Below are 18,799 nucleotides of genomic sequence, written 5' to 3'. Positions count from 1 at the left end.
ATTTGCATTCCATTGTCTCACATTCCTAAGCTGACTGAATTATGTCCTTTCAAACGCATTAATTCAACCACCGATCCCGATTACGGCAATCACATCCCCATATACCTGGGTTCGAATAATAAAAATCGCACAGAACCATCGGTGGAGCGTCTATACCTCATTTTCTAACTGGGCGGGCGCATGGCATGATGTTTCATACGGACCTGGCCTAAACTACAGATAGTGACCAGGATATATGAAAAGCCTTGCAGATACAACAGCATTAATGGATAAAACAACGGCCCAGTTGATGGACCAGGAAAATCCAATAACTCCCCGGATGGGGATCGACCTGATCGATCAATGGATTGCGCCGCTTTCTGAGGGCGAGAATACCAGACCGATCGCCGAAGAACTTCAAAAGCTGAAAGAGCTGCTCCAAGCCGATCCTCTGGAAGCAGGCTCAGTAGTGGGTCAGATGGGACTCGTGGCGACCAAAGTATTGTCGATTGCACCGGACATGGGTGCAGAAGGTGAAATGCCTTCGTTATTGAATGCATTGTCGGCAGCTTTACGACTATCTCCTGAAAGCCTGGAAGACAAATAAAAGATTGTACATCGGCAGATGCTACCAGCCATATTCTGTGCTAGTCAGCAACATCTTCTCAATCTTTATCATACGCTTTGATCTCCTGGATGTTATCACCGTACCCCTGCTCCCAATCGAGCAAATGGTATGGATCCAAGCCCGCGCGGACCGGCTTGTCTGGTACGGTAACCGTAATCGTCTGCTGACCGGAATGGATGCGGTGCATTTGTACGTGAAGCGGTTTACTCAATTCATCTCCATTCTTGGTTTCGGCGAACACGCCGATCTGCACCCAATCATCCATTCGCGGCTCAGTCACCACGCCCGCGCTGTCGTACACGGTCTTGCGCGCCCGCACAGTGAGCGCGACTTCCCAGGTGCCGGCGCTAGTCTGCTTCGCCACAGTGTGTCCCGTTTTAAATTCCCAGTAAGTATTCACCTCGAACAGATCGTGTAACAAATATTTTAATGAGTCGGGCGTGACCGCTTTCAGCTCGCGGTACAGGTCCAGCGTTGTAGCGAGAGGGGCTGTGGGTGCGTCATGTTTTTTAACTAATTCCCGAAGTGCGCCATTCACTTTATCGGAGCCAATGTACTCGCTCAGCGCGTACATCGCGAAGGGTCCTCTGCGATATCCCAGGTATGGGTCCAATGCACGCAGTAACGGCTCGCCACGACGGATCGGGGCGTGAGGATGATGTTCCCGGAGTTGTTGCAGAAGCCGCCGGAGCTGCTGTCCGCCACGTGACGCTTTTACCGCCTGCAATGCAGAGTACGTCGCAAGTCCTTCACTCAGAAAGGATAACCCCTCCACAATCGCGTAGGGTAAGGTCCACTGGTGTGCCATTTCATGGGCTATTACGAAGTTTGGGAAATCGAGGCTGTTCTCTTCGTTTTTGGGTATCCAGTACTCGAAGCCCTGGCCATAGGAGACCAAACCGGCATCCGCATGTCCACCCGTGCCGCGCGCGCCGGGATGCTCAACGAGCGTGATGTGGCGGTAGGGATACGGACCAAATTGATTGATGTAATAGTCAAGTGAGGCCTGCGTACTTTGCGCTACGCGCTTCACATGTGCGGTGTGTGCAGGATGATGGTAAATCCGTATGGCAATATCTTGCCCTGACTTATCAGGATTAAGCCATTGTTCTTCGTGGATGGTGTAATCAGCCGAGAAAAAAGCCCACTCGCTGCCTAACGGAGCATCGGCAGCATAGTGAAAGTAGCTTCGGTCACCTTTGCCGTAGCTCCGCCGCAATGCGCCCGGAGCTACGGCAACCTGACCCTTGCTGGTCCCGACTACTGCTTCAAAGGCAATGCCCCCGCCGCGTGAGCCCGGCTCTTGTCCTTCCGCAGCATAGAGCGCCGCGATCACCGGACGTGCTTCCAGCCCATACTTTCTGCGGTCTGCACTACTGATCAGTTCACGGTGTCTCCGGTAGCCGATAAACGGGAATAACTTTTCACTGGTGAAGTAGATGCCGTTTTCCCCCAAAGCCGGATCATTTCCGAAGTTGCTAAAACCCCGCCGCTCAAAAAACAGGTTGAAGTGCAATTTCAGTGTGTCGCCGGCCGCGAGTGGCTCATCCAGGGCGTAAATGCGGTATCCATGCTCATTGTCCTCGATTACCGGCCTTGCTGTCCGGTCAAAACGCAGGCTTTTAGTCTGAACGATGCCCGTTGCGGTGGCAATGTGGATCGAGTCGATTGCTTGTGAATGGGGATTGACCAAGGTATAGGTGCCTTGAATCGCAACTGTCCGTTGTTCCGGATAAATTTCAACCTGCAATCGGGTCGCTGTCAGTTCCGGTTGAGGCTTGTCTGCATATTGTCGGTAGCGCCGCTCATATTCGGCCTGCAGATGCTTGATCTCCGGAGTTGTCGAGTATTTGTTTAAAATATTTGTATTATAAAAAATAAAACCTCCGAGTGCCAGAATAAGCGCTACTGCCGAGCTTCCCACCCACACGGTCGGCCCCGCAAGCCGGCGCCGTGCGATCTGGATCCGTACCGAAAGATCTTTCTTCACGCCGCGCACCCAAAGCAGCCTCGCAACCACCGCAAGAAGCAATCCCCAGGCTGCCCAGTAAAGTTTAAACCATAACCAGGGTCCGGTTGAACTGCCAAACCCGATCATTTCAGAATGGGACCATTTCGGGCCAGCCCCGTAGATCAGTAGATTGTGCTCGATCCCGAGCATTCCCGCCAGTAAAGAGACGAATACGAAGGATAGGACCGCCACGAGGTGCCCAATGTATTTTTGATCCACTACTACATGCACAACCACGGCAAGAAGCGCAAAGATCAGGTATTCAATTAGTTGAAAGCCAAACAGAATTTTCAGGTATAACACAATCTCAAAATGCTGGTAACCCAGTATAACCTGAGAAAGTACCCCTGCAACAGTGAGCATAGCCATGAACAAAGCGAGTACCAGCGCGATTCCAAAGAATTTACCCAGGAAAAGCGGCCATTCCGAACCCGGCATGGCGTCGGTAATCTCGCTGATCCCGGCATCCCGTTCCCGCCAGACCAGTTCACCCGCAAAAAAGACAATCAAAAACGGAACAATCACCCAGCGGTTCAATTCATCCGACATAGAGCCGGTTAACTCAGGGGTAACACGCGAAGTTGTGGGTAAAATTGGAGTACCCATGGAGCCCATCTGGTCAATAATTACCAGAATGGCGAGGAGTGGAATGAAAACCAGCATGGTCAGACCTGCCCAGCTGGTCGCGATCGAGCGGAAGGAAGCCCGGGCAATAGCAAGTGTCTGACGTGTATGAAAAGCAAAGCCAATGGAATGCGGCAAGTGAGGTGCCGACGATGATTTGTTTTCCTCGATCACGTCGCCAGGGACTGGTACGTCCGCATCCGCGGAGTTCGCCCTGGATCTGTTGCCCCGGCGACTGCCTGTCCGATGGGTAAAGCGAAAGCGTAGATATGTCAACATAACTACCAGCAGACCCATGCCGAGCCACAGAAGCCGGTTTGCAAGTATCTCGCCTTCCAGTTCTAATAATCGGGTATTCTTTTCAATCGGTGTCCACAAATGCGCGATGTCTTCTACGATAAAACGAATACCGATTGGATCCAGCAATGTGCCGATGCTCCGCTTGAAAAATAGCAATGAGGCGACGAAGAAACCCATGAAGACGATGAAGAAACTTCCCAGGTAGCTGGCCATGGCGCGGCCGCTTTGTGCCGCAAGGCAGAATTGGATTGCCACAGCAGCGAATGCATTCGGGAGCGAAATAAAAATGTAAGCCGTAAGAAATGCAGCCGGCCGGAACGGACCGATCAGTTCGGCGTCCACACCCGGCAAGTAGGTCCCCAGCAGGATGCCGGCCTGCACAGACAGGAGCAGCAACGCATTTAAGATGAAGGCCGCGAGGAACCGTCCACCAAGGTATTCGGCCTTGCTGACGGGCGTGGTGTATAACAGAGGGTACATTCCAGAGGCAACATCCCGCGATGCTGCTTCCCCGGCTATCGCCGCAGCCATGATCAGCCATATCAAGCTACCAAATACAGTGGTAAGCGCAATGGAAAATGGTGAATTGAGAAAGAAATCGGCGTAAAGTACCTCGGAAACCGATCCGTCCCTGATCATCAGAAAAGAAAGTACAAGCAAAACCCCGGAAAACAGCCAGGGCCAGGGACGCCGTACCTGGTAGGCGAACTCGAAACGAAAGATCTCCGAAAATTTCATGGTTTCGAATCCTGTTTTGGTGTGTATTCAATATTGTTATTTCCAACCATGGTGCTGAAATAAACATCTTCCAGGTCCGGCTCAACCTGCTCAAAGCCGCTGCCAGGTGTATGACTGCTTTGAACGTGCACCAGTGTACGTCCGCTGAGCAGCCTGGTAGAAATGACCTGATGGGTCCGGGTTAATTCCTGCAATGCATTCTTCTCAATCAGCTTACGCCAGATCTTGCCTTTGAGCATTGATACGGCTTGTAGCGGCTGCGCTTCCAGTAAAATTCTTCCTTTGTTGATGATCGCCATGTTCGTGCAAAGCTCGGATACATCCTCCACGATGTGCGTAGAAAGGATCACGACACTATTTTCGCCCAGTTCACTCAGCAGGTTCAGGAACCTGACGCGTTCTGCGGGATCGAGCCCAGCCGTGGGTTCATCGACAATCAGCAGCTTCGGGTTGCCTAGCAGCGCTACTGCCACGCCGAAGCGCTGGCGCATTCCACCCGAGTAGCCGCCAAGCTTTTGTTTGCGGACGTCCCAAAGATTGGTTTTGCGCAGCAGCGCCTCAACCACTTCGTTCCGCGATTTACGCTGTGAAAAACCTTTAAGTACCGCGAAATAGTCAAGCAGATCTTCTGCCCTGGCTTTTGGATAAACACCAAATTCTTGCGGCAGATATCCGAGTGTTTTACGAACCTCATCTTTTTGATTGATCACATCGATGTTTCCCAGCTGAATACGGCCTGCATCCGGTTCCTGCAGCGTTGCCAGAATGCGCATCAAAGTGGATTTGCCGGCTCCATTCGGACCAAGCAAACCATACATGCCGCCCGGGATGGTCAGGGATACGTCCGCTAATGCCTGCACCGTGCCTCCGGATCTGTCGTTGCGGTACGTTTTTGATAAATTGTAAATTTCTAATGGCATTGTAATTTTATTTTCGATGCGCCTATTTTAAAAAGTACTTTGTATTTCAAAGTAAATAAACAGCGAGGAAAATTCCAAAGTGATTTTGGAAAAATGTCATAGGAAATTCTAATCTGATTCGAAAACCTGTCGTGAGAGCTCCTAAACCTTTAAAGCTACTTTCTCAGTTGGTTCAAAGTGTAGCAGATGATTTTGTTTGGAAGAGGCTTGCCGTTTCCTGCCAGTAAACGATCCAGCTTCAGTTCGTAGATGTATCCGGGTTTCAGCGATTTAAGACGGAGTGAGACTTTCTTTTTGTCTGGCGACACTTTTACATTCACCACTGGAATGGACTGGATATCAAACTGGTCGGATCCGTACTTTTTGTGGTATTCATAATAGTAGTGTTTAAACTGATAGTTTTCCGGATTCGAAAGACTTGCCTCGTCCATGGGTTGGGTAAAAGTAATGTCAAATCCATCTTTTGTGAGGCTCATCGTCTGAATATCAGCTGGCTGCCTTCCCGTGAATGCGATCTTTTGGATACCTGTTGCGCCGGCCCATGCATGTTCCGCCTGGCCCACCCAGAGACTTCCATCCGGCGAAAACGCCAGTCTGTTATTCCCTTTTCTCAGGCCATTGGAATCGATAAAAGGGATGCATGCTCCCTGCAAATCTCCATTTACTTCTTCGAGCATGACCCGCAGAATCCTGCTTTGATTCATATCGCCAACGAAAAGCTGCCCCGCAAATGGGCCAAACTTGCCATTTGAAATGTCAAATACCGGCTGGGTAATGGAGTTGGCCATGATGTTGTGAGGAAAGAGCACGCTGGCTTTGGTCCGGATCGAGTCCAATGCAGGCACCGGAAGAGAAAATGGATCGCCTTTGTTCCAATCCTTGCGCCATACCAAACTGGCCGGATGTCCGTAAAAATGGTCTTTTTTGATGTGGTACAGGGGCGATGTGCCCACCCAATCACCCTGATTGTCAGTGGCAAATAGATTGCCTTTCGGATCGTAGACCAGCCCATTCGGTGAACGCAACCCACTTGCGTAAGGAAGCAGCTGACCCTTCGGTGTGAGTTTCATGATCCAGCCACGATAGGGGACGGGCGAAAACATCTGCCCCGGCGGATTGGTCCCCACGGCATCCACGGTGCCCCGCGACTCCTTCATAACCCAGCCTCTCGGCGACGCCGTATTGAATGCGAGTACCATATTACCCTCCGCATCTTTCAGCGGACCATAATTGTATTCATGGTAGTTACCGGAAATACCAAATTCATCCGATACCGTTTCATAAATATCGGCCTGGCCGTCTCCATTCGTGTCTTTTATTCTTGTTAGCTCCGGCCTGTGCATTACAATAAATTCGGATGGATTTACGACCATAATTCCCAGCGGCTCATGTAATCCGTTCGCAAACAGTTTCCATTTCCTGGTTTTCGGCGTGTAAATCATCACTTCGCCTCTCAGGAAGCAGGCTACAAGCCGTCCGTCTGGCAAAAATGCGATGGCACCGGTTTCGGGCGTCAGGCCGGGAGGCGTAGGAATATTCTCCACGCGGTAGGCGAGTTCAGAAGTATCCTTTTTCGTAATAACCATGGTAAACTTCCTGGTCTTGTCCAGGGATAGTTTCACCTTATCCTTTAACACTTTTCCGCCGGGAGTTGTGAAAACGACTTCGTCTTTGGAATCAAAATCAAACCAAATGTCTTTGCTGTTGTTTGGAAACCGGAAAGTCCTGACAATCCCTTCGCCGTTTTCAGTAGGATGCAGTGTCTCGAAAACCTCTGTACCATCCAGGAAATAATGAAATTCCGGGTAGCGGTTTACCAGCTGGTAACCTTTGAACTTTGAAACGGGCATCTTATCGGGGCTACCTATGCGGAGGGAGGATTTTGTTTCATTCCGGTAAAATATATCGCCCAGAACTTTCACATAAGCATCTTTATGGCCTTTCCAGAATTCGGTATAGTCCAGAAATTCGCCGTGCCAGGCGAAACGCAACTGGCAATTGCCTGCATCCCAGCAATATGAAAGACCATTTGCCAAATGCACGGCGATCGCAGCCGGCCCCGCGCCTTCTATAAATACACGGCTTACATAGGGAATGGTATCATTGAATGGCCGTTCGGGGGATTTGGTGTGATGCGATTCATGACCCGGATCTTTCGTTTCTTTTTTAACCGCAACCGTGGCAGCGGCCGGAGAAATTTCCTGGTCGGTAACGTGCATTTCGCCGAACATCAGGTAGCCGTGGCCGGGATAAGTACACACATACGGATATACTCCGGGCTTTTGCGGCGCAACAAAATTGATGACGCTTGTGTCACCGGGGGAAAGTACCGGTACCGACCAAAGTACTTTGGATGAGGCCGGAATAAAATTCATTTTCATTGCATTATCTCCCAGATTGAGCGCGGCAGTCACTACTTCTTCCCGGGCGCCGGGGCTGGTAATCACCAGGTTATGGCTCATATCGTCCGTATTGATAAACCTGATCCTCACCTCGGATCCGGGCCTTACGCTAAACTTTTTTATATCAAATTGCAGTCCTTCGATGGCCCTGATGACGACTTCTTTTGGTTCTGTCTTCCCATATGATTCGTCACGGAAAAACGGAGAAACCAGCAGTAATAAGATAGTAAAGTATTTGTAAAGCATTGGTACACAATAAATAAACAGTAATTAAGAAACCTAAACGTTGCTGAATTAGCGGTTCAGCCTGGTAATATAAGAAAACAGGTCGCGTATTTGTGCATCCGTCATATCGTCGAGCAAACGTTCCGGCATCATGGAAGTCTTTTGAGCCTCCATTTTCACAATTTCCTTTTGTGACAAAGTCAAATCTCTTCCGCCGATTGGCCTGAATGTGATGGTAGACCCGCTTCTGTCAATGAGTTTACCTAATAAAATCCGGCCGTCTTTTGTCGTAACATGATAATAAACATAACCTTCCCGGATGTCGGCATTCGGATTTAATGTGTTCAACAACAGGTTGTTAACATTTCTTCTGTCATATCCGGTAAGATCGGGGCCGATATCGCCGCCTTCATCGAAAAGACGGTGACAGCTTCCGCAGGTATTGGCAAAAAGCTCTTTGCCTTTGGGAATATTGCCCTGACCTTTTTGTAAAATCGCCGAGATCGCTTTTATCTTTTCCGTTTTCTCCGCCGAAGTTGCCACGTTGTTTTCAGGCCAAAGCGCATCAATCCGGCTTGTTATCTTCGGATCGTCAATCATTTTCAACCTTAGCAGCATTTGACTGTTGATGTCTTTTTTAGTGATCCCTTTTCCCGATTCAATGGAGCTGAGCAGCTGATGCGCCCACACGGCCCGGCTGACCAACAAAGCAATTGCATCGGATTGCAGTTCCTTGTTATAGTTCAGTTTTTTAAGATACATTCCAATCACTTTTGCTGCTATTTCTTCTCCTTCAAATTGTTGCAGTGACCGTAGTGCTTCCTGTTTGATCAAAACGGAGGTCTGGCTGGTTTCGACGAGGTTTAACAGCACCGGAATGCATTTTTGCGTGCGCAATTCTCCGAGTATCTGGATGTATTGCACTCGTTCCCTGGTTTCGGCCCGGTTGTCCAGTATTAGTTTCGTAGCATATGCGAATGCGGCAGAATCTCCCTGTTTCAGTAACATGGCGGATGACAATCCGCCGCCGGAAGTCGCGGCATAAGATTTTAAAATAGTGGTCAGTTCTTCGGATAACCTGTCGAAATCGCTGCCCAGTAATCCTTTTTGAAGACCATTCAGCACCACCCCGCGGTACTCATCTTTTGGGATCGCTTTCAGTATTTTAACGCAGGCGGAAAAACTTTCTGCTGTATTTTCCATGACAAGCCTTCTCACCAGCAATCCGGACAAATGCTTGTTGACGATCGGAACATTCCAAAGACTTTCATCGGAAAACAGCGTGACGATTTTATCCGTATTCGCGCCCAATTTGGATTCCAGCGCCCACCAGATCAGCAACGGAATGTCGGGGTCATTCGAATCGCGTTCACTTCTGATCAGCTTTTCGAGAACTGAGACCGCAGTTTTATCAGGCATTCGTTTTGCGGTCGATGCCAGCTGACTTCTCACTTCGGGATGACTTTCGGTCGCAGCCAGCCCGATGAGGTTTTCCCCGAAAGCATCTGCGCGTTCCGGAGAGTCGCCGATTAGCCGCACTCCCCACATTCTCACGAACGGATCTTTATGGGTCAATGCGGCCTCTGCCATTGCATGATCGAATCCTTCCGTGAGGTTAATGGCCCAAAGAGCCTGTAATGCAATCTGTCCGGTACCGTCTCTCAAAAGCGCCGTTAATTTGGGTAAGAGTGTTTTGTCTTTCCTGTCGCCAAGTATCCGGAGAGATTCTTGCTGAAACCATCGGTTTGGATTTGAAAACAAGGCGATCAGTTCGTCGCCGCTATATTTCTTTAGGTCGAACTTTTCAGTTTTCGGGGCATTCTTATTTCTCAACCTGTAAATCCTGCCGCTTGTTTTGTGCCAGGTATCACGTGCGTCGACGTGGCTTAGCCTGCTGTCGTACCAATCCGCCAAATAAATCGCGCCGTCTGGTCCGGATTTTATATCCACCGGACGAAACCATCTGTCATCGGTAGTTAATATACGTTCCTCATCCTTGTTCGAAAACGAGGAACCGTTTGCAGTCATCGCCGTCAATTGTACATATCCCTGCAACGGGTTAATGGCGATCATCTTATCGTTATAACGCGTCGGCAGGCTGCCTCCCTGATAGCGGACCCAGCCGTGGGTAAAGCGTTTTTTGTCTCCGGTGAGATCCATGCTCGGCAGGTAGCCAAAGGTATACGGATTCGTATATGGGCCGTGTTTATCCAGGTTGCGATTGTAGTATCCGCCTTGCTTGTAATACATTCCCCGCGATGTGCCGTTGTCTCCCGAGTACAATCTGCCTTTGTCGTCAATTTCGATATAAAACGTATTTCCTCCACCTTCGCCGAACACTTCAAAAACAGTAGTTTCGGGGTGATAGCGCCAGATAACCTGTCCCTGGAATGCAACATTTTTAGAGACTTTCGAACTGATATTCGCCGTGGTTGTACTTCCCTGCGCCCCATACAGCCACCCGTCGGGACCCCATCGAAGACTGTTGGCCACGGCATGTGTGTCTTCCATTCCAAACCCTTCCAAATGAACTTCCGGTTTCCCATCCGGTATCCCGTCGTCGTTCGGGTCGGGATATGCCAGCAGGTAGGGAGGATTTAGTACCCATATTTTTTTTCGGCCCAACGTCACGCTGGTAACAATGTTCAGCCCCGTAATCGCGTCCGTTTCTTTGTCATAACGCCCGTCTCCGTCGGTATCCTCGTGAATCGTGATCCGGTCTGCGCCTTTGTTGCCATCTGGAGGCGGACCTGGGACTTTATCGTATTTAATCCGGAGATAATTATCAAGCTGCTCTACTTTCAAGCCTTTTGGATATGGGTACTGATTATAATGTACGACCCAAAGTCTTCCGCGGTGATCAAAGTTCATGAAAACGGGCTGCCTCACTTTCGGCTCGGCGAGGATCAGGTCAAGTTCCAGATCGTCCGGATGTTTGAATTGGTTGAGGGCAGCTGAGGCTGCGGTAGGGGCTGAGTTATCAGATAACGCACCCATTCCCTCGAATTCCCGGAGTGTTTTGGCAACTTCTTCATTAACTGCAATATCCGACAGGTCCGTAGGTTTTTCTTTCTTTAATCCTTGACAACCGGAAATTAAGATAAGGGTAAAAATGCAGCTGAATATCTTGAAGTCAGGAATTTTCATGTCAGATCACAATTAAAAAATAATGGAGCAGCTTGCCGCGAATACCTCATTTAAGCATTTTTTTATAATGGTCGGGAGCTTCGAAAATACCTCCGCTTTGGTCATAAAAATTCGAATCCAGATTAAAAGCGCCATTTTTCGCGCTTGCCCACGAGGATTGCTGGAAGGAATTATACGTGAGCATTTTCTGCCAGTTCAAATAGTTGAGGTCGCCATTGGTTTCCATAATCCCCATATCAAGTTCCGGGAATGGAGCAATGCGGGCTGCCAGGTTTTTATGCCAGTTAACCAGGATCGGATTGACCGTCAAATCCGCACAAAGGCAGGGAATGCCACGCTCGTGAGCCAGTTTGGCCATTTTCATCGATAAGCTCAGCGTTTTGGCAATACCTTTTAAAGCCAGGGCACTATATCCCTGTTCCAGGCGTCTCAAAGCCCCGGCTTCGTCGTGCGCACTTTCGTCTGCGGCGATCCTAATTCCTATATCGGCTACATTTTCTTCATTCACTTCCTGCAACGGTTCCTCCACGAACAAGATATGTTCCGCCGCCCCGATCTTCCGGGCATGGTCCAGCAACCTCATGAAAGTCGCCTTTTTCTCGTAGCGCGCATTCGCATCCAGTGAGTAAAAAAGCTTTCCGGTTTTGGTCTGGGAGGTACGCGCATTCTTGATCGCTTCGTGCACTTCCGTCAGGCGGGCCATGTCTTTCTGAAGCATTTCTTCCTGAGTACCGGGCTGGCCTATTTTTATTTTTATCACAAAATACCCTTGCTGTACAGCCTTTTTAAGTTCAGCAATCGGCAGATTGTACGATGCCAGGTAAATGATGGCGACCTTTTTATTATGGTATGACAATGCTTTCTTATACGGCTCGGGGATCATTGCGTCGAAATTCGTGACGTTATTTTCCGCAGCATATAGCAGCCAGGCTGCATTGTCGGCGCTGATCAATGCATTCAGGGCAAATATTTTATTGAGCCCGCGTTTGCCGGTAAGCTTCTGGCCTTCACTGTAAACTTCCGGCAAAATCTTTTCGATAAGATCCACCGGGTCGCGGAACGGGGTATTTTTAACGATCTGCAAAGCCTTTTCGGTGAGCGCGTACATTAATGCATTCCCGCCGGCTTCGGAATATGCGGCGAATACGTCGGCATCGGCATATAACACATTCTGCGTGCAGATCCCGATCTCGCTTTTGCCAGATTCCGATTCCAGCCGCGAGGCCGATTGCCACATTTCGGTCATGTAGCCGCCTTTGAAGCCAAATGGCCGGATCAGCGGCTCCCTCTCAAAGTTGGAACTGGTTTTTGCCACTTTAATCAGCTTTTGCGGAACCGGCCCCATACTTTCTGAAAACCTGTCCCCAATTAGTCCCAGACCGGTTAATGCCCCTGAATTGCGGATAAATTCTCTTCTTGAAAGGGTATTCTTAAATATTGATTCTATCACTTTCATCCGGCTGAGTAATTTTCTTTGATCATTTTTTTCAAGGTTTCAAAATCCCGCGTAACGGCGGCTAAAACCTCTTTCGGGGGAATGGAGAGTTGTTTGCTTCCTTTATCGGCGCCTCCGAGCGGATACTCCAGATGAAGTGAAAACGGTCCGGACATGCCGTGCTTTGCCAGAAGATTGAAATAGGTTTTAAAGTCCACCATACCTTCTCCCAGCGGCACATTCACATTCTGCCATTTGCCATCCTTTTTCTCCCAGATGAAATCTTTGATATCCATGCAGCGGATGTGAGGCTGCAGTACATCCAGCCCATTTACCCACGACGATCCGCCTTCGGCTGTCGCGTGTTTGATATCATACTGGCAGCCCATCCATTGCGGGTCAACATCCCTGAGCAGTTCCCAAAGGTCCCACACTGCGCCACCTACATTTGTTCCTGCATGGTTTTGATAGGCGCCATGGATCTTGTATTTCTCGTTCATTTCGGCCAGCTTCCGGATTTTGATTTTGTAGATATCCAGATTTTTCGACACACTGATCTTAGGATCGTATTTGAGGTAGCCCGTGCGATAATATTTGATCCCCAGTTGTCCGGCAGTTTCGAGAATTGTTTTGGTGTCGGGATGCTCAGGGTCGACGATATCGGTAACCATCATCGGCACCTCCACGCCCGCTTTTTTAAACAGCTCCACGGTTTTTGGCAAGTCGGTTTTCACCTGGGCGGCTTCCACGTGGCCGCCTTTCCGTACTGTCAGGTCCACACCTTTAAACCCCAGATCTTTCACCGTACCGACCAACTCCGGCACGGACAACCATTGCAGGTGTTTGGAAAAAATGCAGATCATCGGTTCAGCATTGGCTACCTGACCTGCACCCAGGGTATTCGCCAGGCCGGCTAACGGCAGTGTCGACGCGGCTGCAACCATGTTCCCGACGAACTGGCGTCGGGACAGGTTGCTGAAATTGGTTACTGATTCATTACTCATCTGAGGAATCTTAATAAAGTGGGTTCTGTAAAAGCAGCTTATTCCGATCCATTTCCGTCCGCGGAATCGGGAAAAAATAAGCCTTATCCAACCAGGATCTTTTTTCAACCTGCTTTGGCGTGATTGTGGGTACCTTCGAAGTGATACGGGTTTGCGGGTCCATCTTATAAAGAATGCTTACCCCATGCACGGGAGCATAAGCTTGTGGTGCGATGGTCCAGCGTCTTACATCCCACATCCGCTGATCTTCGAAAGCCATTTCTACCCTGCGTTCGTTCCGGTAGCGGTTGCGGAGCGCGTCGCCGGTGTCTTTTATGTCAGGCATTCCGGCTCTCTTTCTTATTTTGTTGAGATAGGTTTTTGCCTCGTCATATTCCCCAAGCTCAATGCAGGCCTCGGCATAATTGAGCAGTATTTCCGCAAATCGGATGTGTCTCCACGGCGTATCCTGTGAAATATTCTGGAATTGACCATCCTTTCTGTAATCCATGAATTTTCGCAGATAGTATCCTGTATATCCTCCTTCAAAAGCTGAAACGGTGCCGTTCCGTCCATCCGGCCCTCCTAAAAGCTGCATTGCATTGGTTTGCGGGTTCCAGATCTGCTTATCGCCAATGCTGATCACCCCATTCGGCTCTATCGGGACTACGTCAGCGGTTCTTGGCCTCCAACTTGCACCTTCATAAAGGATTGAGGCATAAAAACGCGGATCTCTGTTTACATAGGGCGAGGCAGCGTGCGCAGGGTTCTGCCAGCTAAATGCAGAGCCATTCTTCATTTCGTAACTATCCGCCAGATCTCCCAATGGACAATTGTTTCCGCCACCGTGATATCCGTTCGGATTGTTGTTGTTCAAAATATTATTGTTGTAGGGAACAAGCCGCGCACTGAAGTACCTGATGAAAATGTCTTCCTCCGTTTCAGAATCCAACAAAAAGAAGTCAATGAAGTTCTGGGCAACCGAATCCGACGCAGCAGGCGAGGCTTTGTAGAGATTATACACGTTCATGTCGATCACTGCTTTGGCCGCATTTTTTGCGAGAAGCCAGCGGTCCTTCTGATTTCCGGTGGTATACCTCACATTCTCAGGATTGGTATAGCCCGCGAAATCGAACTTATTGTATAAATCACTGGCTGCGGAAAGCAATACCCGCGATTTCAGCGCAAGAGCTGCACCTTTGGAAGCCCGGCCTCTGTTACTGCCGGTATGTTTGACCGGCAAAAGCTCTGCGGCTTTCTCACAATCGCTGACAATGAACTTAACGCATTCTTCAAAAGAATTCCGCTTGATACTGAATTCGTCATTCAGTGAATAAATTTTGTCGATGACAGGTACTCCGCCATAAAGCTTGATCAGATAATGATACGTCCATGCCCGGAGAAAATAAGCCTCGCCGCGCAGCCGGTCTTTCATCGTTTTTCCGTCGATCAGCCTTGCATTGTCCGGTAACCGGTCTACATTTTCCAGCAGAATGTTACACTTTCTGTTGATCGCATACAGTTCGCCCCAGATCAGACGGGGATGTCCTTCGCCTTGCAGCCAGCCCGGCACATTGTCAGGATTAATTATCGAATTATTAAAATTGAGAACATTACTATTGTCCCGCCGGTGCCCTTCGTCGACGAAACACATCTGCATAAACTTTGAATAGGGGATGTCCATCGCATCGTAGATGCCATTGGCGAAAAGCTCCGCCAAAGCCGGGTCCTTCCATACTGCTGCTTCGGAATATTCACTCAGCGGGTCCAGATTAAGCTGGTCTTTGGAACACGACATGATGCCGCCCACCGTCAATATCAGGATGGTAATATATTTTTTGTAGTTCATAACCGGAAAGTCAGAATGATAGTGATAAACCTAAACTATTTACCTTGTTCAATGGGTAACCTGTGCTGGAAGTCGTTTCGGGATCGAACGTCTTCAATGCGGTGAATGTCAACAGGTTCATTCCGGTGTAATAAATCCTGCAATTTTTCAGTCCGAGTTTCGAACTGACGGCGTCCGGAACCTTGTAACCCACTTCGAGATTTTTCAACCGCAGGTAATCCGAATTCCGGTTCCAGTACGTGTTAGGTCCGGTAGCTCCCTGATTCCAGTACTCAGACCGGTAGTTGCCGACTCTTGGTTTCGAGGCGTCGATGTTGTCCGGCGTCCAGCGGCCGTCCAGATCTTCCATTGAAAAGTTGCCCAGTTCACCCGATTCGATTTCGTGGTACCGCGTAGCCCCCATTGCCGCCTGAAATCCGGCATTGAGATACAATCCTCTATACCCAAGATTGAAATTTAAACCACTGGTAAAAAGCGGGGTAGTAGTTTTGTCTGAACGAACTCTGTCCAGACCATCGATCTTTCCGTCCCCGTTCACATCCCTGAACATAATGTCGCCGGGACGCGCATTCAGCCAATGCGGATTATTTTTGATCTCTTCCTCATCCCTGAAAATGCCGATCGCCTCGTAAAACAGACCGGCGGAATTGTTGCTGATCAGATCGGTATTAACAGGTTTCCCGGTCGCTCTCTGATAATCCGGTACATTGGGAGATTCGTCCCAGAAAATCACCTTACTTTTTGCGTAGCCGCCATTTAAGCCGATACTATATGTAAAATCCCCGGCTGAATTGGTATAAAAAATATCAAATTCGATTCCCTGGTTGCTTACTTTGCCAATGTTCTCACGGGGTAACGTTAGGCCTGCCGTCGAAGGAATGGAGGCATTGCGGTAGCAGAGAATATTGGAGCGGAGATTGTAGAAATAGTCTGCCGAGATATCGAGTTTATGGTTCATCAAAGACATATCCACCCCAAGGTTGGTCTGACTGGCAACTTCCCAGGTAATGGAGGGATTGGCAATTCTCAATTCTTTCAGGAATTTCACTTCTTCGTGCCCGTTAAATACGGTGGTATTCTTTGAATCTTTTGGCTGGCTCTGGGTCCCGTTCGCAGAGTTGTCAAATCCATAGCTGGCCAGAAACTGGTAAGGATCTATCCGGTCGTTTCCGGTTTGTCCCCACGATCCACGAACCTTGAAAGTATTGATGAACGACAGATTATCCTTCCAGAATGCCTCGTCAGACGCGATCCATCCCGCCGAAATGGAGGGGAAAAAACCGTACTGTTTCCCTTCCGGAAAAATGTAAGATCCATCGTAGCGGAATACCAGCTCGACCAGATACTTGGACGAAAAGTCATAATTAAAGCGACCAAAGTAGTTCCGGCGCGCATTGTTGCTGGCCGAGCCGGTGTTGGTTTTGTCCAGATCTCCTCCCGCAAACAATTCGTCGATCAGCGTCGATGCAAAATAGCTGCGGAAAGCGGAGAAATTCATAGACTTGCCGGATCCACGCTCAATACCTACCATTCCTTTCACGTGGTGACGGCCAAGGGTGCGCGAATAATTGATCAAACCATTTAAAACCAGCCCATTGCGATCGATCATGGATTGATCGAGGTTGGCGGTTGAATAGCCCGACATCGCCCCGGTAACCACCGGCATATTATTTGAATCCATCGTCAAACCGTCCCAGGAATACAGCATCCAGGGAGTTCTCCACGTCTTCTGATTTTCGATGAACTTATCAAATGCAGCATTACCCACAAGTGAGAGCCCCTCGACACCGGGGATCGCGATTTCCAGTTTGGTGTTGCTCTGGAAAATATAGTCGATGCTTTTATCGTAGCCGGTAACATCCGTGGCAACCACTCCCGGATTTTTTCCCGATTCATAACCAGACGCCGGATAGTCCCCGTAAAATGCTACGCGGTTCGGCCGTCCCATGCCATAACGCAGCAGATCGAATAGCGCCACGGTGGAATTGTTTCTGTTTTCCTGACGGAAATTGAGGTCAACTCCCAGATTGACGTATTTGTTGAGTTTGGCATCCAGGTTGCTTCTGATACCTATCTGGTTGTAATTGTTGGCACTTTTCCGGAATATCCCATCCTGATAGCTGTATGCGGCCGACAGGTAATATTTGACATTCTCGGTGCCGCCTCTCATAGATGCGTCAACGAACGTTTGAGGGGTGGACTTTCTGAAAATGAGGTCATACCAGCTGGTATTGGGATGCAACCAGGGATCTGTGCCATCGGCGAACAGTCTGATATCTTCCTGCGAATACCGGGCCGGGCGTTTTGCATATAAATCGATCTCATTCAATGTTTGCGCGTAAGTAGCTGCGTCGGCAAACTTGGGGATAATGGTCGGCGACGACATTCCCTGCCTTACGTTGATACTCACTTCGCTTTTTCCCGAAACTCCGCGTTTGGTTGTTACCAAAATAACCCCATTCGCAGCCTGGGAACCATATATGGCGGCCGAAGCATCTTTCAGAATGGTGATATTATCTATGTCGTTCGGATTCAACCGGTTGAAGTCCCGGCCCTGAATGCCGTCGACGACAATGAGCGGTGTGTTGTTGCCCAGGGTATTCAGGCCCCGGATCCGCAGGGTCGAGTTATCGTTACCGGGCTGACCGGAGGTGGTCACGACAGTAAGTCCGCTGAACTTCCCGGCCAGCGAATTGGAAAGGTTTCCGGAAGGGATATTACTTAATGCTTCTCCTTTCAAAGTGGATACCGAGCCAGTCAGCGTGGCTTTTCTTGCTGTTCCGTATCCTACTACCACCACCTCGTCCAGCGCTTTGTTGTCGGGCGTAAGTTTTACATCGATTGTCGTCTGGTTTCCAACCGGAATTTCCTGTGAAATGTAGCCTACAAAAGAGAGGATCAAGACCGATTGGTCGTCGGCCACATCCAGCTTGTAACGTCCTTCCACGTCGGTAACCGTACCTTGCTGCGTTCCTTTGATTAGTACATTTACACCAGGCAGTGCCTCGCCGCTGATGTCGGTTACCCGCCCGGCGATGAGCTTGTCCAGGTTTTCGGCAACGCTTTTAATTTCCAGCGCGCTGGTGGGCTTGTCTGCTTTGTCGAGCACAATCTGCCGTCCCGAAACTTCATATTTTAATTGAAGCGGACGCAGTAATTTGTCCAGCGCGGTGGCCAGGGGCACATTGGTTACGCGCAGGCTCACGCGTCGTTCGGCATCTATTAATTTGGAGCTGTACACGAACTTGATGTTGGAGCTTTTTTCCAGCGTTTGAAGTGCGCTTTTCATCTGCTGCTCCAAAATGTGAACAGTTACAGGCTGGCTAAGAATATCCTGAGCTCGTATGGTTTTCGCCGATACCAGCCCGGCGAAAACAATGCAGAGGACCAATTGATATGAAGTCAATTTCATAATAATCCACAGCAGATTTTTCAATCTTTGCGTTTTTTGCATAAGTTTGGTTGTTAAAATTTTCGAAGATTTTGACAAAAACATTCCTGTCCATCGGTCATGATGTACGGAATCCTGGATCCGGTAAAGCAGCAACTTTATCGGAT

9 protein-coding genes are annotated in these 18,799 nt (G+C 49.2%); 1 reads left to right on the top strand and 8 read right to left on the bottom strand.

From position 1 onward, the window contains the following. The first annotated feature begins 235 nt into the window (after positions 1 to 235). Entirely contained in the window at positions 236 to 586 is a 351-nt protein-coding gene (locus tag LZG72_RS11910; protein ID WP_233872029.1) for a hypothetical protein, read from the top strand. A 58-nt stretch (positions 587 to 644) separates the two neighbouring features. Here LZG72_RS11910 and LZG72_RS11905 read toward each other — a convergent pair whose 3' ends face one another. From LZG72_RS11905 to LZG72_RS11870, 8 genes are all read right to left on the bottom strand, one after another. After that, positions 645 to 4,280 (bottom strand): ABC transporter permease, encoded by a 3,636-nt coding sequence (locus LZG72_RS11905; protein ID WP_233872027.1) that lies wholly within the window; start codon positions 4,278 to 4,280, stop codon positions 645 to 647. Beyond that, positions 4,277 to 5,200 carry an ABC transporter ATP-binding protein gene (locus LZG72_RS11900; RefSeq protein WP_233872025.1) on the bottom strand — a complete coding sequence of 308 codons (924 nt, stop codon included), beginning with the start codon at positions 5,198 to 5,200 and terminating at the stop codon, positions 4,277 to 4,279. The genes LZG72_RS11905 and LZG72_RS11900 overlap by 4 nt, the downstream gene beginning before the upstream one ends. 155 nt (positions 5,201 to 5,355) lie before the next feature. Continuing rightward, positions 5,356 to 7,848, bottom strand: coding sequence for a plastocyanin/azurin family copper-binding protein (locus LZG72_RS11895; protein WP_233872023.1), 2,493 nt, complete (start codon positions 7,846 to 7,848; stop codon positions 5,356 to 5,358). Positions 7,849 to 7,896: 48 nt separating this feature from the next. Next, positions 7,897 to 10,974: a PVC-type heme-binding CxxCH protein gene (locus LZG72_RS11890; protein WP_233872020.1), complete on the bottom strand. Its 3,078-nt coding sequence runs from the start codon at positions 10,972 to 10,974 to the stop codon at positions 7,897 to 7,899. Between the two features lie 46 nt (positions 10,975 to 11,020). Then, positions 11,021 to 12,430 (bottom strand): enolase C-terminal domain-like protein, encoded by a 1,410-nt coding sequence (locus LZG72_RS11885; protein WP_233872019.1) that lies wholly within the window; start codon positions 12,428 to 12,430, stop codon positions 11,021 to 11,023. Further along, a complete protein-coding gene (locus tag LZG72_RS11880) occupies positions 12,427 to 13,413 on the bottom strand; it encodes a sugar phosphate isomerase/epimerase (RefSeq protein WP_233872017.1) in 987 nt (328 codons plus the stop codon). The genes LZG72_RS11885 and LZG72_RS11880 overlap by 4 nt, the downstream gene beginning before the upstream one ends. 10 nt (positions 13,414 to 13,423) lie before the next feature. Further along, complete coding sequence (locus LZG72_RS11875) at positions 13,424 to 15,241, bottom strand: RagB/SusD family nutrient uptake outer membrane protein (RefSeq protein WP_233872015.1); 1,818 nt, start codon at positions 15,239 to 15,241, stop codon at positions 13,424 to 13,426. A 10-nt stretch (positions 15,242 to 15,251) separates the two neighbouring features. Continuing rightward, a complete protein-coding gene (locus LZG72_RS11870; protein WP_233872013.1) occupies positions 15,252 to 18,695 on the bottom strand; it encodes a TonB-dependent receptor in 3,444 nt (1,147 codons plus the stop codon). Between the last annotated feature and the right edge of the window lie 104 nt (positions 18,696 to 18,799).

The organism is Dyadobacter sp. CY323 (genome assembly GCF_021390245.1).
Lineage (GTDB): Bacteria > Bacteroidota > Bacteroidia > Cytophagales > Spirosomataceae > Dyadobacter.
The sequence above is the reverse complement of the archived record's forward strand: the minus strand, read 5'-3'. Positions and strand labels throughout refer to the sequence as shown.

Excerpts from the sequence above, each read along its gene's own strand:
- LZG72_RS11910 (WP_233872029.1), top strand. The coding sequence starts at position 236 with ATGAAAAGCCTTGCAGATACAACAGCATTAATGGATAAAACAACGGCC.
- LZG72_RS11905 (WP_233872027.1), bottom strand. The coding sequence starts at position 4,280 with ATGAAATTTTCGGAGATCTTTCGTTTCGAGTTCGCCTACCAGGTACGG.
- LZG72_RS11900 (WP_233872025.1), bottom strand. The coding sequence starts at position 5,200 with ATGCCATTAGAAATTTACAATTTATCAAAAACGTACCGCAACGACAGA.
- LZG72_RS11895 (WP_233872023.1), bottom strand. The coding sequence starts at position 7,848 with ATGCTTTACAAATACTTTACTATCTTATTACTGCTGGTTTCTCCGTTT.
- LZG72_RS11890 (WP_233872020.1), bottom strand. The coding sequence starts at position 10,974 with ATGAAAATTCCTGACTTCAAGATATTCAGCTGCATTTTTACCCTTATC.
- LZG72_RS11885 (WP_233872019.1), bottom strand. The coding sequence starts at position 12,430 with ATGAAAGTGATAGAATCAATATTTAAGAATACCCTTTCAAGAAGAGAA.
- LZG72_RS11880 (WP_233872017.1), bottom strand. The coding sequence starts at position 13,413 with ATGAGTAATGAATCAGTAACCAATTTCAGCAACCTGTCCCGACGCCAG.
- LZG72_RS11875 (WP_233872015.1), bottom strand. The coding sequence starts at position 15,241 with ATGAACTACAAAAAATATATTACCATCCTGATATTGACGGTGGGCGGC.
- LZG72_RS11870 (WP_233872013.1), bottom strand. The coding sequence starts at position 18,695 with ATGCAAAAAACGCAAAGATTGAAAAATCTGCTGTGGATTATTATGAAA.